Annotated in this window: 9 protein-coding genes; 3 read left to right on the top strand and 6 right to left on the bottom strand. The window is 60.7% G+C overall.

The window, feature by feature from the left end; genetic code table 11:
* Window positions 1–26: 26 nt before the first annotated feature.
* Genes IEI95_RS10580 through IEI95_RS10555 form a run of 6 tightly spaced genes read right to left on the bottom strand, consistent with a single transcriptional unit; the run spans window position 27 to window position 8,187 of the window.
* Entirely contained in the window at window positions 27–587 is a 561-nt protein-coding gene (locus IEI95_RS10580; protein ID WP_156532985.1) for a 3-methyl-L-tyrosine peroxygenase-related protein, read from the bottom strand.
* A complete protein-coding gene (locus IEI95_RS10575; protein WP_156532986.1) occupies window positions 584–1,162 on the bottom strand; it encodes a hypothetical protein in 579 nt (192 codons plus the stop codon). The genes IEI95_RS10580 and IEI95_RS10575 overlap by 4 nt, the downstream gene beginning before the upstream one ends.
* Window positions 1,163–1,174: 12 nt before the next feature.
* Entirely contained in the window at window positions 1,175–1,402 is a 228-nt protein-coding gene (locus tag IEI95_RS10570; protein ID WP_156532995.1) for an MbtH family protein, read from the bottom strand.
* The gene (locus IEI95_RS10565; protein WP_156532996.1) at window positions 1,399–2,799 is read right to left on the bottom strand and encodes an aspartate aminotransferase family protein; all 1,401 of its coding nucleotides are present in this window, start codon (window positions 2,797–2,799) and stop codon (window positions 1,399–1,401) included. Before IEI95_RS10565 ends, IEI95_RS10570 begins: the two co-directional genes overlap by 4 nt.
* Complete coding sequence (locus tag IEI95_RS10560) at window positions 2,796–3,674, bottom strand: class I SAM-dependent DNA methyltransferase (RefSeq protein ID WP_234934203.1); 879 nt, start codon at window positions 3,672–3,674, stop codon at window positions 2,796–2,798. Before IEI95_RS10560 ends, IEI95_RS10565 begins: the two co-directional genes overlap by 4 nt.
* Window positions 3,667–8,187, bottom strand: coding sequence for a non-ribosomal peptide synthetase (locus IEI95_RS10555; protein ID WP_194416396.1), 4,521 nt, complete (start codon window positions 8,185–8,187; stop codon window positions 3,667–3,669). The genes IEI95_RS10560 and IEI95_RS10555 overlap by 8 nt, the downstream gene beginning before the upstream one ends.
* Before the next feature lie 286 nt (window positions 8,188–8,473).
* On the opposite strand from IEI95_RS10555, the gene IEI95_RS10550 reads away from it, so the two are divergent.
* Genes IEI95_RS10550 through IEI95_RS10540 form a run of 3 tightly spaced genes read left to right on the top strand, consistent with a single transcriptional unit; the run spans window position 8,474 to window position 16,515 of the window.
* A complete protein-coding gene (locus tag IEI95_RS10550) occupies window positions 8,474–10,780 on the top strand; it encodes an AMP-binding protein (protein ID WP_420481790.1) in 2,307 nt (768 codons plus the stop codon).
* 34 nt (window positions 10,781–10,814) lie between these two features.
* The gene (locus tag IEI95_RS10545) at window positions 10,815–15,404 is read left to right on the top strand and encodes a type I polyketide synthase (RefSeq protein WP_194416394.1); all 4,590 of its coding nucleotides are present in this window, start codon (window positions 10,815–10,817) and stop codon (window positions 15,402–15,404) included.
* Window positions 15,405–15,447: 43 nt separating this feature from the next.
* Window positions 15,448–16,515, top strand: coding sequence for an LLM class flavin-dependent oxidoreductase (locus IEI95_RS10540; RefSeq protein WP_156537487.1), 1,068 nt, complete (start codon window positions 15,448–15,450; stop codon window positions 16,513–16,515).
* Window position 16,516: the final 1 nt, after the last annotated feature.

Here is a 16,516-nt window from a genome sequence, read left to right as displayed (position 1 = left end):
TGGGGTCACTCAAGAATTCGGGGCGCTCAGGAATGAAACGGGCAGCCTTTGCCCTTAGGGTCGATGAGGCCAAGCCGTCCGCGCTCAAAGCGGCGTAGCGTATCGACAGCATTGCGATCCTCAAACCGCAGGCTTCCGCTGTCCACGAAGCGCGAGCAGACGCCCGTATGGCTTTCAGCGAGATATTTATAGGCCGCAATAAACGCGGAATGGGCGCTTGCGAGTTCGTCCGGAAGCGTTTCAAAGATTGGGCGCAGATCCCGCCAGACGCTGATCAGGACGGCATGATCCCACGACATCAGGCCGCTAAAATCGTCCGATTCCACATGCGGCTGGGTCATGGAGGTGCGCACAGTCGCCTCATAGACGTCTTTCGGAAAACTCGCGGCGAGTTCCATGGACGCAGCCGAGGAGACGAGCAGTGTCGAGGCGGTATTAAGCTCCTGTTCGGCAGACGTCAGCTGACCGCGCTCCACCGACAGCTGAAACCGGCGCAGCGAAACGATGAGCCCCTGGACGTTCAGGAAGAATGCCCAGTGAAACTCCCGCCAGATCGCATAGGGAGAGGGAGGGCTGACGGCGATCATCGAAGCGGCTCCAGACCGAAGGTCCGGGCAAGCAGATGCGCGTGGCTTTCAAAGCCTTCCATCTGGTGGCGGACGTGGACCACGGGAAGGTCCGGGCTGCGGGCAAAGAGCTGGGTGACGGCGCGCACGGTCTGAATGAGGCTCCGCACCATGGCGACAGCGGGTTCTTCCGCAGACTGACGGTTGACGCGGAAATAGCGATCATAGTCCGTTGCCTGAAAGGGCGTGAGCGGCAGCCCCGCCGTTTCGATTTCCGGCCTTTCGCCTGCCGCCTTGCCCAGCTCAGTCAGCAGCGCGTCCAACTGTGCGGTGATCTGCGGATGGTCAAGCTTAATCGCCTCAAGCAGACCGGAAAGCACGCCATGCATACGGCGTTTCTCGACCTCGCTGAGCGGTGTTTCAGCGGGCAGCCAATCAGGAAGCGGCAGGTCGAGCCAGCCATCATCGGCCGGTGCCTCCATCGGAGCGGATGCCTTGACTTCTTTCAGGGTGATCTGGCCGCGAACCGGACTTTCGACAGAACGGTTCTCCTCGCTCGTGACATCCGGGTCGAGGGCGCGTTGATACTGGCTCAAGGCGGCACCTCCTTATTGGTTGACGGACATGTCGCCGTCCATCTGGCGACGAAGCGAAAGCGGGCGCATGTCGGTCCAAACCGCAGCGATATGGTCGAGGCAGGCCTGTTTTGCCCCCTCGAAGCCGCCATCGCGCCAGCCAAGAGGGATGGCCTTGTAGGTCGGCCAGATCGAGTATCGCTCCTCGTCGCTGATGACGACGCGGTGCGGAAAATCAATGGTTTGGTCCTGGTTGCTCATGGCGTTGTTCCGTCGGATAGGGGGATGAGGCCGAAACCTGCAAGCGATTGCAGGCCGTTCAGGAAGGCATCGTGGATGGCTGTGATGTCGCCATCCGAATGGGCGGTGGAAAGGAAGCCGCCCTTGTCGCCGCTGCGCAGGTGAATGCCAGCGGTGAGGAGTTCGAGCGACAGCAATCCCAATGCAAGCGGCGGAATGCGGCTGCGGTTAACCGCAATCGAGAAGAAGGAGCCGAACTGGGTGAAGACAACGGGAAGCCGCGCTGCCGCAAGCGATGCATTGAGGCGCTCGACAAGGCTGTGCGTGCGTGCGTTGAGACCATCCTGCAAAGACCTGCCTTGCTGGAGCATATACGTCGCGGCTGCGCGCGCTGCTGCAAGCGCCAAGGGGTGGCGGCAGTAGGTTCCGGCAAAAAAGGTCGGCTGGGCTGGGGGAACAGACTCATCCCCGAAAGACCATGGGCCGCCGTCGATATGGTTCATCAACCGGTTGCTGCCCGCAATCAACGCCAGCGGCAGTCCACCGCCAGCAATTTTGCCATAGGTTGCAAGATCCGCCTCAACTTCGAAATGTTGCTGCGCACCGCCGGGTGCGACGCGAAAACCGCTGATCATCTCATCGAAGATGAGGACCGCGCCCGTCCGCTGTGTGACGTCGCGCAGCGCGTGCAGAAAGGCGCGGGGCTGGACGTCAATATTGCGGCTTTGCACCGGCTCGACCAGCACGGCGGCAAAGGTTTCGCCATCCCGCTCCAGGATTTCCAGTGCACGCGGATCGTTATAGGGGAGCAAAACGACATCCTCGGCAGTCGCGGGCGAAATGCCGGGAAAGGCGGGAACGGCGCGCTCATCATCGGGACCGGCAATGCGGTTGAGAACCTGATCCGAATGGCCGTGATAAGACCCCTCGAACATCACAATTTTGCGCCGCCCGGTGGCCGCCCGCGCCAGCCGCAGCGCGGTCATCACGGCTTCGGTCCCGGTATTGGTAAAGGTTACTCTTTCCTTGCCCGTCAGTTTGCAGAAGAGTGCTGCGGTCTCGCCTGCCAGATCAGATTGCGGCCCAAGCGCAAAGCCCTTGGCAAGCTGTGCCTCAATCGCGTCGCGGATGAAGAGTGGATTGTGGCCAAAGAGGTTGATGCCCATCCCCATCAGCACATCGATATAGCGATTGCCGTCGATATCGTGCAGTACTGTTCCCTCCGCCCGGTCTACCACAATCGGGTAGAGCGCCTCCTTTGCCATCAGTGAGAAGGGGACGCCGATTGCTGATTTATCAGCGAGGACGTGCCGATTTTGCGCACTTGCGGCCTTGGACTTTTCTGTCTTCCTGTTGAAGGCGGCTATGATGGCGGCTGCCGCTTGGGCGGGCGTTGGGTTGCTCGTCAACGCATTCATAGGGCGGTCTCCTTTGCAGTCTCAGCCTGCATTTCGGCAGTGGGTGCTTTCCGGCAGAAGAAATAGGCGGCATGGCTGTCATCCACCGGCCCGCCCTGCGTGCTGCGCAATTCGACGGAAAAGCCGCTCTCGTGAAGCGCGCGTGACATGGCGTCGAGATCGTGACCCCAGATTCGGTTGACAACCGAATGATGCTCCCACTGTTGCCGCAAGCGGCGGAAGTGGGAGAGGAGTGCGAGGCGGATACGCCGGAACCGCGCCAGCCGGGCGAACAGCCGATCCAGCACGGAAACGGGATGCGCATCGGGACGGCGGTAAATCTCCACGGTGAAGGCACCCCGGTTTACTGCCGAGTAATATTGCGGGGTAATCAACCACGCGAAGTCGGTGTTGATCTCGCCCTCCGTTGGATGGCCGCGCCAGTAGCGCGACATCTGGGCCGGATGGTTGACGTCGAACACGAAGATGCCGCCCGGCTTCAATGCGCGGTTGACGCTCGAAAACACAAAGACCAGATCATCGACGCTTTGCATGTGATTGAGCGAGGCGCTGGTGCAGAGCACGGCGTCAAAGGGGGTGTCAAAGGTGAAATTGCAGGCATCGCCCTCCGTAAAGGCCACCGACGGGGCGTTTTCGCGCGCATGGCGCAGCATGTCGGCGGAGCCGTCGAGGCCAGTCACGTTAAAACCGCGCTCAGCAAGAGCCGCCGCGAGCTGGCCGGTGCCGCAGCACAGATCCAGAATAGCACCACCAGCTGGCACATGGGGCAGCACCACACGCTCAATCGGGCCGATCTTGTATGCGCCGTAGCGGGGGCCAAGTGTGCGGTTGTAAAGCCACGCCCAGTGATCGTATTTGCTTGCTTGTTCAAGCATATCTCTGCTCATTTTCTTTGGAAGGGTTGAGCGCGCCATTGCGAATGAAAGCGCGCAGATAGGAGCGAAAAAGGCGAAGATCGAGCGCTGGCTCGACAATCGATACAGCCGCCAGCGCACGATGTGTTTCACTGCGTTCAACGGTGCGGATTGCGCCCTGCGATGAACTGGCAGGTCGTTGTTCGAAAAGGCCCATCAGCGGGTAAAGCGGATGATCGGTCTCTTCCCGCGCAATGCGATCAAGTTCGGTGCGCCATTCCAGCCGGGGAATGCGTCGCAGATGGAGCCCTTCGGCGGCTGCCGCTTCAAACAGCAGCGCAGACGAGACTGGCGACGAATGAACCAGATGGAAGGTTTGACTGAGCGATGACGGCCTGTCCGCAAGGGCAATGATTGCTTGGGCGACGGTGTCCACCGGCAGCATTTCCAGCGGGGTGTCACCCTCCGGCGCAAGGCCTGAGCGCAGATAGCCCTGCATGAGCCTGCACAGGATGTCGGCTTTGTTGAAGGTGCCGGTGCGGCTATCGCCGGAAATCGCGCCGGGGCGGTAGATCGTCACCGGAAGACCGCGCTCTTTGGCGGCCTCCACAAGATGCTCCGCAACCCATTTGGTCTGGTTGTATCCGCCAGCAGGCAAGGGAAAGTCCCGGATCGTAGCACTTTCGGCAATGGCCTCTCCTGCACCTCGTCGTGTCAGGGCGCTGAGCGAGGAGACAAGATGCAGGGGCCGTCCCCGGCCTGCCGCCGCCAGCCGGATCGCCTCGACCGTGCCACCAATATTGGGAGCGCGGAGGCGTTCATAGGGATGCAGGTGATGAACCTCCGCACCATTGTGGATGATGGCGTCTACGCTTTCGACAAGTGCAGTATACGTAGCATCGGAAAGCCCGAACCTCTGTTGTGAGAGATCGCCCGGCAGAGCTCTGATACGTTCCGCAAATTCATCCCGCCAGAGGCCGTAGGATTGAAGCGATTGGCGCAGGCGATCCGCCCCAGTCACGCCCCGGACGAGGCAAGAGACTGTGCGAGACGTGTCCTTGAGCAGTTCACTGAGCAGATACGCGCCCAGAAAGCCTGTCGCTCCGGTGAGAAACACATGGTTCAAAGGATGAGTAGACACAATCCGCGCCGGAATGCGGATGGCCGTATCAAGCTCGGTATCGGCCCGGCACATCTCCTCTTCCGTCATCAGGCTCTGGTTTCGGTTGCTCACTCTTGCCGCCAGTGCTTCGACCGTCGGGGCCTCGAAGAGATCGATAATGGCGATGTCGAGGCCGAACGCCGATTTGGCAAGCGCCGATAACTGCGTGGCCAGCAGCGAGTGTCCGCCGATTGCGAAGAAATCATCGGTGGCCGAAACAGGCGCGCACCCGAGGATTTGCGCAAAAATCGCAGCAATTGCTTTTTCCGTCTCTCCTTCCGGCGGACGACCCACCTGTGGCGACAGATCTGGAAGCGGAAGTGCTCTGGTGTCGATCTTTCCATTGACGGTGAGTGGCAAGCGATCAAGCCAGACAAAGGCGTCCGGCACAAGGTATCGGGGCAGATGTGCGGCGAGGAATGTCTTCATGTCCAGCGCGGTGATGGTGGTTGCATCCTTGGCGACGCCGTAGGCAATGACGCGCTTTTCACCATCAATCTCGTGGATTGCCACTGCCGCAGCAGCCATAGTGGGATGCGCCAGCACCATGGCTTCGATTTCACCCGGCTCAATGCGATAGCCACGGATTTTCACCTGATCGTCAAGGCGGCCAAGCACCCGGATGCGGCCATCCGCCAGTTGGCAGGCGCGGTCGCCTGTTCGATAGAGCACGCCGCCTGTTGGCGAAAATGGATCGGGCACGAAGCGCTCGGCTGTCAATGCCGGGCGACCGTGATAGCCCCGGGCGATGCCAAGCCCGCCGATATGGAGCTCACCCGGTTGACCGACTGGAACCGGCTCTAGATTGGCGTCGAGCACATAGAGTTGCTTGTTGGCAGCAGGCAGCAAGGTCGCATCATTAGAATGACCGTTGCCGCAAGGAACCATGCTTGCATTGACCGTGGTTTCCGTCGGGCCATAGGCATTGATGAACAGCCGCCCCGTTCCCCAACGTTCGATCAATTCGGGCGTCGGGGCTTCGCCTCCGGTCAGCACCATGCGCAGTGCTGCATAGTCGTCAACTGGCAGCGCAATGAGCGCAGAGGGTGTCATTGTCACATGCGTTACGGCTTGCCTTTTCATGTGTTCGGCAAGTGCTGGTCCGGGCAAAAGCTCGCTGGCGGGCAGCAGCAGCAGCGACGCGCCCGCGCCGAGTGCCATGACGAGTTCTGGAATCGAGGCATCAAACGAGAAGGAGAAAAATTGGAGCACACAATCGCCCGGCTTCACCCCACTGACTCTGATTTTGTGTTGCGTGAGGTTGACGAGGCCCCTGTGCTCGACAAGCACGCCTTTTGGCCGCCCGGTCGATCCCGAAGTGTAGATGATATAGGCAAGGTGATCGGGCCTGTTGATGAGATCAGGATTGTCCGTCGCCGCATCCCGTGGCCAATCGGTGTCAAGATCAATGCGGGTCACCGTCTCCGGCAATGTCCGGCGGCTCTCGGTCAAAACCAAACGGGCTTGCGAATCTGAGAGCATCATGGCGAGGCGTTCCGGCGGATAGGCCGGATCAAGCGGCAGATAGGCAGCACCAGACTTGAGCACGCCGAGCCAGGCGGCAATCATATCGAAGCCACGCTCAAGCGCGATGGCAACAATGGTCTCTGGACCGGCGCCCAGACCGCGCAAGTGGTGTGCGATCTGGTTGGCGCGTCGGTTGAGGTCGTCATAGGTCAGAGTGTGTCGCTTGCCGTCGATGACATGAACAAGCGCAATCGCGTCTGGTGTGCTGGCCGCATGAGCCTCGAAGATCGTGTGGAAAAAGGCCTTCTCATCAAAGGGTGCTGCCGTTGCATTCCAGCCGACGATCTGGCGCTGACGCTCCTCGGTTCCCAGCAAGGGGAGAACAGCGAGGGCCGTGTCCGGCTCAATGGCAATCGCCTCGATCAGCACACCGAAATGGGCGGCAAGAGACGCGATTGTCTCAGGGCGGAAAAGCGCTGTGTCATATTCGAAAGTGCCATGGATGGTGCTTCCGGCATCGATCAGGTTGAGGCTGAGATCGAGTTTCGCAACACCGTCGCGCCGTGGCAGGCGGGTCAACGTGAGGCCCGAAAGTCCGACCCTCTGCGAAGGCTGAGTATCAAGCTGAAATTTCAGCTGGAAAAGTGGATGGACGCTGGGGTCGCGCTCCGGCTTCAGTGCTTCCACCAATTGCTCAAAAGGCAGGTCTTGATGGTCAAGCACCGACCAGAGGGTCGCTTGGCTTTGGCGCAACGTCTCGCGGAAGCTCGCTGCGGGCGTAAGCCGTGAGCGGACCGGCAGCGGATTGACAAACAGGCCAATCAACCCTTCCGTTTCCCGGTGACGACGGTTGGCGACGGGTGTGCCAATCACCAGATCCCTTTGCTCGGTATAGCGATAGACGAGCGTGTTGAAGGCCGTAAACAGCGTGGCGAAGAGGGTGGCACCTTCTGCTTTCGCAAGCGCTTTCAGCCGGGCCGTGGTGCCAGCATCGAAGGCGATGGAATGCAAGGCTCCGGCATTGGCCTGAACAGGTGGCCGGGTGAAATCCCCCGGCAATTGCGTGGCGGGAAGCGGTGCTTCCAGATGATCTGTCCAGAACGCCAGAGACCGCTCAAGCGCCGGGCCTGCAAGATAATCGCGCTGCCATGCGGCGAAGTCACCGTATTGGATGGGAAGCGCTGGCAGATCAAGCTCAACGCCCGACACCTTGGCCTGATAGATCACTGAGAGATCGCCAAGCAGCACATCCATCGACCAACCGTCCCCGGCAATGTGGTGCAGCGTCAGCAGAAGAAGGGTTCGCTCAGAGCCAAGGCGAATTGCCGTGAGACGGAGTGGCGGCTCAAAGGCCAGATCAAATGGCCGTCGCGCTTCCTCTTGCCGTATCCGGTCGAGTTCCGCCTCATCGGGCATATCACCCTGCCGATCGATCAATTGCAGCGGAATATCACTGTCGGCGATGATGCGTTGAGAGGGCATGCCATCCCGCATATTGATGCGGGTGCGCAGGATGGCATGGCGCTCTGCGACGGCCTGAAGCGCTGCCTGCAATGCGGAAAGATCGATCCTGCCGTGGGCCTCAACAGCCAGCGATATGTGGTGAAGGCCAGCCTCCGGCATCATCTGCTCGACAAACCACAAGCGCTGCTGGGCAAAGGAAAGCGGCGGCGTGTCCGCATGACGGGCCGGGATCGTCTCGCTATGTGTCGCGTCTTGATAAGCGACGTCCAGGGAAAGATTCGCAATGATCTCCGTCTTGCGGGTGCGGATCGCGTCGGTGATATCCTGTGTGAGCACGCTCTCGGAGCCGGAAAGTCGCAGCCGCCCATCGACGCATGTGATGCGGATGCCTTTTTTTGACAGGCGCGACAGCAGCGCTTCCACCGTTTCTAGAGCAGTCATCGGCATGCCTCCGCCAGAGCGCACCGGACCTGTTGCACACACAGTTGATGTGTGGAAACGACCATCTTGGAGATGCCTTTGCCCGGGACTATTTTGAACGTCATTACAACCTCAGATTGGATTGTGAATTTCGATTATGGAGGCGTTGAGCTGCTGTTTATATTGTTGACTAAGATATTCAAGAATTATATGCAAGTGCCAATTCGATGGCGACCACAGATTGCCATCACCGAAATTTCAAGCGGCTGAGTGTCCTTTTTGAAAGAGAAAAGAGCATGGGTCGGCGATGGGCGGATTTTCCGCGGCGCTCTTCAGCAAGGGGTGGATGGCAGTGAACGATACGTCCTGGACGCAACAAACCTCGGAAAGTTCAGTGGAATTTATATCTATAATTCATATGCTTGAGCATCGTGCTCGAGATATGGCGGATGATGTGGCCATGCGCTTCTTTCATGATGATGCGGTCGCCGCGGCGCAGGCAAAACCGGATTGCTGGACCTGGCGCATGCTTCGTGATCGGGCGCGGCTTGTCGGTCGCGAGATTGCGCAGACAGGGCTTGTCATCCCCGGCGCACGTATTCTTGTGGTCTATCCGCCGGGCCTTAACTTCATCGCCACCTTCCTTGGATGTCTCTACGCAGGCACTGTTCCCGTGCCCGTTCCGGCCCCGCGGCGTGCTGACGGAATCAATCGCTGGCTGCATATTGCGCGGGATGCTGGGATCTCCGGAATTCTCTGTGCCGACGACCTTCTGGACGGGCTTCGCCCCCTTCAACGGGCAGTCGGACATGGCTTTGCGCTCGCCCCTAAAGCAGCCGATCCGGCGCGCCCGGTCGTCTTTGAAGATGACGGCAGGCCATTCCATGCGCCGGAGGCAAAGCATGTCGCTTTCTTGCAATATACGTCGGGTTCGACGAGCGATCCGAAGGGGGTCATGGTCACGCATGGCAACCTGATGGCCAATCTGCGGCAGATCAGCACTGCCTTCGAATACGGCCCATCCGACATATCCGCCTGCTGGCTGCCGCACTATCACGATATGGGGCTGATCGACGGCATTCTGTCGCCGGTGTTCAACGGCTTTCCAGTGGCGCTGATGGCACCTGCCTCGTTCCTGCGTCGGCCTCTGCGCTTTCTGGAGCTGGCAAGCCATGTGCGCGCCACCGTTATAGGTGGGCCGAATTTTTCCTACGAGCACTGCGTCGATAAATATGCGCCGGAGGCTGCCGCCGGACTTGATCTTTCCACCGTCCGCATCGCCTATAACGGGGCCGAACCGATCCGCCCGAAAACGCTGGAGCGCTTCACCGCCGCCTTTGCGCCCCACGGTTTCCGTGGCAAGGCCTTTTATTGTTGCTACGGGCAGGCAGAAGCCACGCTGTTCCAGACGGGCAACAGTCCCGACGATCCACCGCTGATCCTGTCCGTCAGCCGCAAGGCGCTTGTCGAAACCGGGGCTGCGGTCGAAGCGGATGATGGCGACGAGCATGATAAGCTCGCCCTTGCCGCCTGCGGCCGCCCTGCCGAGGGGCTTGACCTTGCGCTTGTCGATCCCGAGGCGGGCCTGCGTGTGGATGATGGCACGGTCGGCGAGATCTGGATCCGGGGTCCGAACGTGACGCCCGGCTATTGGGGCCGCGCTAAGCTGAACGCAGAGACCTTTGATCAGGTGCTGGATGGATCGCGTGGTTGGCGCCGGACCGGCGATCTGGGTTTTCGCCGTGACGGGCAGCTCTACATCACTGGTCGGCTGAAAGATCTGGTGATCATCCGTGGGCAGAACCATCACCCGGAAGATATTGAGCAATCCGTTTTCTCCAGCCATCCGGCGCTTGCACAAGGCCGGGCAGGGGTCTTTGCCATCGAGGTCGATGGCGAGGAGCAATTGGGCGTGGTCTGTGAGCTGACCCGCGAGGGCCTGCGTGATCTTGATGGTGATGATGTCATCCGTGCCGTTCGCGGTGCCGTCTCGCGCAATCACAATGTCAGGGCCGCCGTCATCGCGCTGCTGCGGCCGAGCAGCCTGCCACGCACGCCGAGCGGAAAAGTCCGCCGCTTCGCTTGCCGACAGGGTATCGCAACGGGTGATCTGCGCATCGTTGCCCGCTGGGATGCAAAGCCGCAGAGCGTGCTCAATGCCCCGGCAATTGCCGAGCAACGAAGCTGGCGTGACCAGCTTTTGCAATCGCCGAAAACGCTGCGCAAGGAAGCACTCCGGCATCTGCTGCGGCAGGAAGTGGCTATGCTTGCCCGGCTGGGAGAAGGGGATTTGCCCGGAAATTCCGCTGGCTTCTTCGATCTTGGTCTCGACTCTGTGGCGCTCGTCAATATCGGCGCGACGGTTGAGCGGGAACTCGGCGTGCCGGTTCGGCCAACACTGATTTTCGAACATCCCACCATCTTGGCCCTTTCGGACCATCTCTACGGCCTCATCGAAGACGATCAATCGGAGACAGTGCCTCTTCAGGACGTAAAGCTCCGGAGCAATGGGCCTGTGGCTCAGAACCCGACCCCGTTAGCATCTGCGTCTGCCTCTGTCGCCAGCTCCACGATTACCTCGGAACTTGCTGCCCTGAAGGCATTGCTTCGCTGAGCACAGCATCCGCAATTTGAACGAGAGAAACCCTATGACTGACGTTGAAAACCCGACCCCCGACAGCATAGACCAGAATGAGGTCCTCTCGATTCTGAGGGATGCGCGTGCGCGTCTGGAGGCGGCGCAAAGGGAGAAGGACGAGCGCGTGGCAATTGTCGGCATGGCCGGGCGCTTTCCCGGAGCCGATGATATCGACGCGTTCTGGGGCCTTTTGAAGCAAGGTCAAAGCGGCCTTCGCTCTGTCACGGATCACGAATTGCAAGAGGCTGGCGTCGATCCCAAGATGGCGGCCCGGCCGGATTATGTCCGCGTCTGGGGTGGCTTCGATGATCCAACGGCTTTCGATGCCGGTTTCTTCGGCTACTCGCCGCGCGATGCGGAGTTGCTTGATCCACAACATCGTGTCTTTCTCGAATGCGCAGCGAATGCTCTCGACCATGCGGGCTATAACAGTGCCACCTATGCCGGCCGTATCGGCGTCTATGCCGGTGGCGGGCTCAACTATCATTTCAGCCAGATACAGGCCAATCCGCAGCTCAGGGAGGCAACGGACCCGATCCATGCGGGCCTTGGCAATGTGCTTGGCATGATTGCTTCGCGTGTCGCCTATCACCTTGATCTCACCGGGCCAACCGTAGGCGTTCAGGCGACTTGTGCCACGGCGCTCGTGGCACTTCATCTCGCGGCGCGCGGCCTGTTAGCGCGCGAGGCGGATATGGCGCTGGCCGGTGCCGTCGCCATCGGCCAACCGCGCCCGGAAGGCTATCTCTACAAGAGCGAAGGCATCGCCTCCCCGGACGGGGCATGCCGTCCGTTTGACGCCAATGCCAAGGGCACCGTGTTCACCAATGGCGTCGGCGTCCTCGTTCTCAAACGGCTGAGCGACGCGATTGCTGACGGCGATACGATTCATGCTGTTCTCAGCGGATCGGCCATCGGCAATGACGGTTCCGCCAAGGTCGGGCTGACGGCACCCAGCGTTGCCGGGCAAACGGCGGTGCTTCAGGCAGCCCTTGCCGACGCCCGCCTTGAAGCCTCTGAGGTGGACTATGTCGAAGCACATGGAACCGCCACGGCTCTTGGCGATCCCATCGAAATCCGCGCCCTGTCCAGTGTGTATGGCGATGCGCTGAAACAGCAGGGCCGCCGCTGCGGTCTTGGTTCTGTGAAGGGCAATCTCGGACATATGGATGTGGCCGCCGGGATGGGAGGGCTGATCAAGACCATTCTTGCGCTGAAGCACCAGATCCTGCCCGCCAGCATCAATTTTACCAGCCCGAATCCGGCCCTTGATCTGGCGTCAAGCCTTTTCGACATCGTTGCGGAGCAGCGGGCATGGCCGGTGACAAAGCTGCGCAAGCGTCGCGCGGCCATAAGCGCCTTTGGCATGGGCGGTATGAACGCGCATGTGATCATTGAGGAGCCTCCGGTTCGGGACCGCGAAGTGGACACCACTGGGCCTTATCTTTTGCCACTCTCGGCCAAGACGCCGGAAGCGCTGGCGGCGATGCGAAGCACTCTCGCCGATCATCTTGGCACCGATGATGGCGCACAGCTTGCCGATATTGCCTATACCCTCCGGCAGGGCCGCCGAAAGATGGAGCATCGCTTTGTCGCGCTCGCAAAAGAGCGAGACGACGCTGCGCATATCATCCGCAACGGTGAAGGCCCCGATTGTGTCGCGGGTGAGCCGCTGGCGGGCGATGCAAGTTTGATCCTGCTGTTTCCCGGACAGGGCGCACAATATCCGGGAATGGCGCGGGCGCTGTACGAGACGGATGCCACGTTCCGCACCGCCTTCGATGCCTGCCTGCGCTTGATGCCGACCGAACTTGACCTCGCGGCCATCATCTTTGGCGATGGCACAACGACAGAGCAACTTTCCCGCACAGAGGTAACGCAGCCAGCGCTTTTCGCAGTCGAATACGCGCTGGCGCAGATGTGGCTTGCCAAGGGCATCAAGCCACGGGCCATGGTCGGTCACAGTCTCGGGGAATATGTTGCGGCCTGCCTTGCCGGGGTCTTCTCGCTGCAAGACGCGGTGAAGCTGGTTGTTGCCCGTGGGCGGCTGATGCAGGCCTGCCCTCCCGGTGGCATGCTCTCCGTTATGCTCTCGGAGCAGGAGGCGCGCGCTTCGCTTTCGCCATACGTGGAACTTGCCGCCGTCAACGGTCCGCGCAGCACGGTTCTGGCGGGCACGGCAGAGGCGATTGCAGAACTCGCGGAGCGGTTTGATCGCAGCGGTATTGGCAGGCATGAGCTTAAAACCTCCCACGCCTTTCACAGCTTCATGATGGAGCCTGCGCTTGAAGCGTTTGCGCAGGTGCTTGCTACGGTGACGCTCAACCCGCCGCAGATTGACATTGTTTCGAACCTGACGGGCAATTGGCTGACGGCACAGGAGGCAACCGACCCAGCCTATTGGGTGGCCCATCTGCGCCAAACCGTTCTGTTTGGCCCCTGCCTTGCGCGGGCGCTTGAATTGCCAGCCCCGTTTCTTCTCGAAGTTGGGCCCGGCTCGACACTGACCCGGCTTGCTCGCCAACAAGGAAAAGCGCTGCTTCGCGTTGCCACCTCGCTGCCCGATGCGAAGGCACCGCAGGATGCCTGCGACCACGCGCTGCTGGCGTTGGCGGAGCTTTGGATCGCGGGCATCGATGTCGAGCTTGTTGCCGAAAAAGAGGCAGGCCCGCGTCACCGCGTGCCACTTCCAACTTACCCTTTCCAGCGCAGTTCCTACGCGATTGCGCGGATTGCGCCAACCGAATCCATGCCCGACGAAGCCGCCCGGCGCACGTCGATAGAGGACTGGTTCAACCAGCCGGTCTGGCAACGTGCGCCGTTTGAGCATCTCACAACGAGCGGTCACGAGCATTGGCTGATCTTTGGTGGCGACGAGACTGTTGCCGCGATCGGTCCGGTTTCGGATCAGATCAAGGTCACACGGATACGGACTGGCATAGCCTATGAGAATGCCGGGGGGGCGTATCACATCGACCCCGCTGAGCCGCAGCACTACAGCGCAGTTCTTGCCGATCTTGCCGCCAACGGTGCGACACCAACCCAGATCGTCAATGGCTTCTCCCTTGACGCCAACGCTGCCCCGGACACAGCTTTCACCAGCACATTTGCGCTTGCGAAAGCCCTGATCGCCAGTGAGAGCCGCCCGCCGCTTCTGACTGTTCTGGCATGCGGCCTGCATGGTGTGACCGGCGCGGAGGTTGTTGATGCGCAGGCGGCAAAGGTGCTTGGCATGCTTCGCGTCCTGCCGCAGGAAATTCCCGGCATTTCCTGCCGAAGCATCGATCTTCCATCGGCAGAAGGTGCCATTGTTCCCGGCCTCGCTGAGGCGCTATCACGCCCTTGGCGTGACGACAGGACCGTGATGGCGCTGCGCAATGGCTATTGCTGGGTCGAGAGCCATGTGCCGACGCCCTTGCCGGAGCCAGCCGATGTTCCGGCTCTCACGACGGGGGCCACTTACCTCATCGTAGGCGATCTCCTCGACGGTCTCGCCCTCGTTTATGCTAGGGCGCTCGTTCAAACATTGGGCGCGAAGGTTGTCCTTGTCGGACCAAGCGGGCTTCCGAATCCTGCGGATTGGGAACACTGGCTTGCATCGCACGGGCCGAAGCATCCGATGAGCGTGTTGATCCGGGCTTTGCGCGGCATTGGCACACCGGGGGATGACTACTTGCTGTTCAGCGGAGATCTCGCTGACCCCGCTTGGCTTGCTGCATGCCTCAATTCGCTTGGCGCACCGTTTGGCCCAATCCGTGGGGTTTTCCAGACGGCGGCTATGGGCGAGGTTTATCACTGCCCGCTCACAGAGGCGACAGCGGAGCGCAGTGCTGCACTGTTTGCAACCAAGGTTGATGGCCTAGACGCTCTGTCAGCGGCGTTTGCCGATCACACCCCCGATTTCGTCCTCGTTCAGTCCTCCCTCTCAACGCTGGTCGGCGGCGCGGGTCTTGCTGCCTATGCGGGTGCCAACAGCTTTCTTGATGGCTTCGTTGATGCACGGCGCGGCGCACAGCGTCCGGTCTGGCAGGCAATCGCCTGGGATACATGCCTTCCTTTCGGCACCACGCGAGAGGAGGCAACAGGCTTTCTTAACGACGCGATTGACGCCGACGAGGTTTGGCGGGCGACCCGGGCGGTTCTCGCCCATCCACAGGTCTCGCGGCTCGCGGTGACGCCGGTTGATCTGCGCCATCGCATGGCCGCAGCCCGCCAAGAACCGAGAGCCGGTGTGGCCGTGGATCAGAAGGAAAACACCGGGCGCGAGCGTGTGCAGGCAGCGTTCATAGCCCCGCGCGATCCCATCGAGACCGATGTGGCGGCTGTTATCGGGGAACTCCTTGGCATTTCGCGTGTCGGAATCGATGACAATTTCTTCGAGCTTGGCGGGCATTCCCTGCTTGCCGTGCAGGTCGTGACGCGGTTGCGCAAGCAATTCTCAATCGAGCTGCCCATGCGCGCCCTGCTGTTTGATGCACCGACCGTAGGCGGCATCGCGGCCGTCATCCGTGAGCGCCTCGAGGCAGCACGGAAAGAACAGGCAGAGCTTGCCGCCCTCTTGGACGACATTGAGGCAGGGGCGCTCCGCAAGGAAGCCTGACTGTCACCGCCTTCCATCAGTAATACGTAAAGGAACGACGACGATGAAATTCAGCCTCTTCTATTTCGATGGTGATGGCTCTGCTACGAACGGTGATAGCTATCGGCTGCTGATGGACAGCGCACGGTTTGCCGATGACAATGGCCTGAGCGCGCTCTGGGTGCCGGAGCGCCATTTCCATGCCTTCGGCGGCCTCTATCCCAATCCGTCGATGATCCATGCCGCACTGGCCATGGTGACGAAGCGGGTGCAATTGCGCTCCGGCAGCATTGTTCTGCCGCTCCATCATCCCGTGCGCGTTGCGGAAGAAATTGCCGTTGTGGACAATCTCTCGCAAGGCCGTGTGGGTGTGGCGATAGCATCCGGCTGGACGCGCAACGAATTTGTGCTGTCGCGCGAACCGCACGGCAGCCGCCGCAGCTTGATGTGGCGGAGCTTTGATCAGGTTACCAAGCTGCTTGCTGGCGAGACGCTGACCTTTGAAGATGCGGAAGGCAATGCCGTCGAGGCAAAGACGCTGCCGCGCCCGGTGCAGCCGCGCGTGCCTTTCTGGGTGGCGTGCCAGTCCATGGAGACCTTTGTGGAAGCGGGCCGTCGCGGCATCAATGTGCTGACGGCATTGCTTGGTGAGACATTGGAAAGCCTGACGCCCAAGATCGCCGCCTACCGCCGGTCGCTGGAAAAGAACGGTTTTGATCCGGCTGCGGGCACCGTCACCATTATGGTGCACACCTATCTCGGCGGCGATGTCGAGACCGTGAAGGCCAATGTAAAGGGCCCCTTCAGCGATTATCTCAGAACCCATTATCATTTGCTTGAGGGGCTGGCCCGCAGCATGGGTCTTGATATCGCGCTCGAGAATTTCAGCCGGGACGATCTCGACAGCCTGATCGAGTTCGGAGTTGAGGGCTTCATCAAGGGGCGCTCTCTCATCGGCACGCCGGAAAGCACTGCAGAGACCGTGGAGGCGCTGGCTGCGGCGGGCATCGATGAAATCGCCTGCCTGATCGACTTCGTGCAGGATTACGATCTCGTCATGGGCGGTCTGCCGCATCTCGCGCGGCTTGCGCGCCAGCATGCGCCGCAGCCGACAATCGCGCAAGCCGTATAGG

It is taken from the genome of Agrobacterium vitis (genome assembly GCF_014926405.1).
Taxonomy (GTDB): Bacteria; Pseudomonadota; Alphaproteobacteria; order Rhizobiales; family Rhizobiaceae; genus Allorhizobium; species Allorhizobium vitis_H.
The sequence above is the reverse complement of the archived record's forward strand: the minus strand, read 5'-3'. Positions and strand labels throughout refer to the sequence as shown.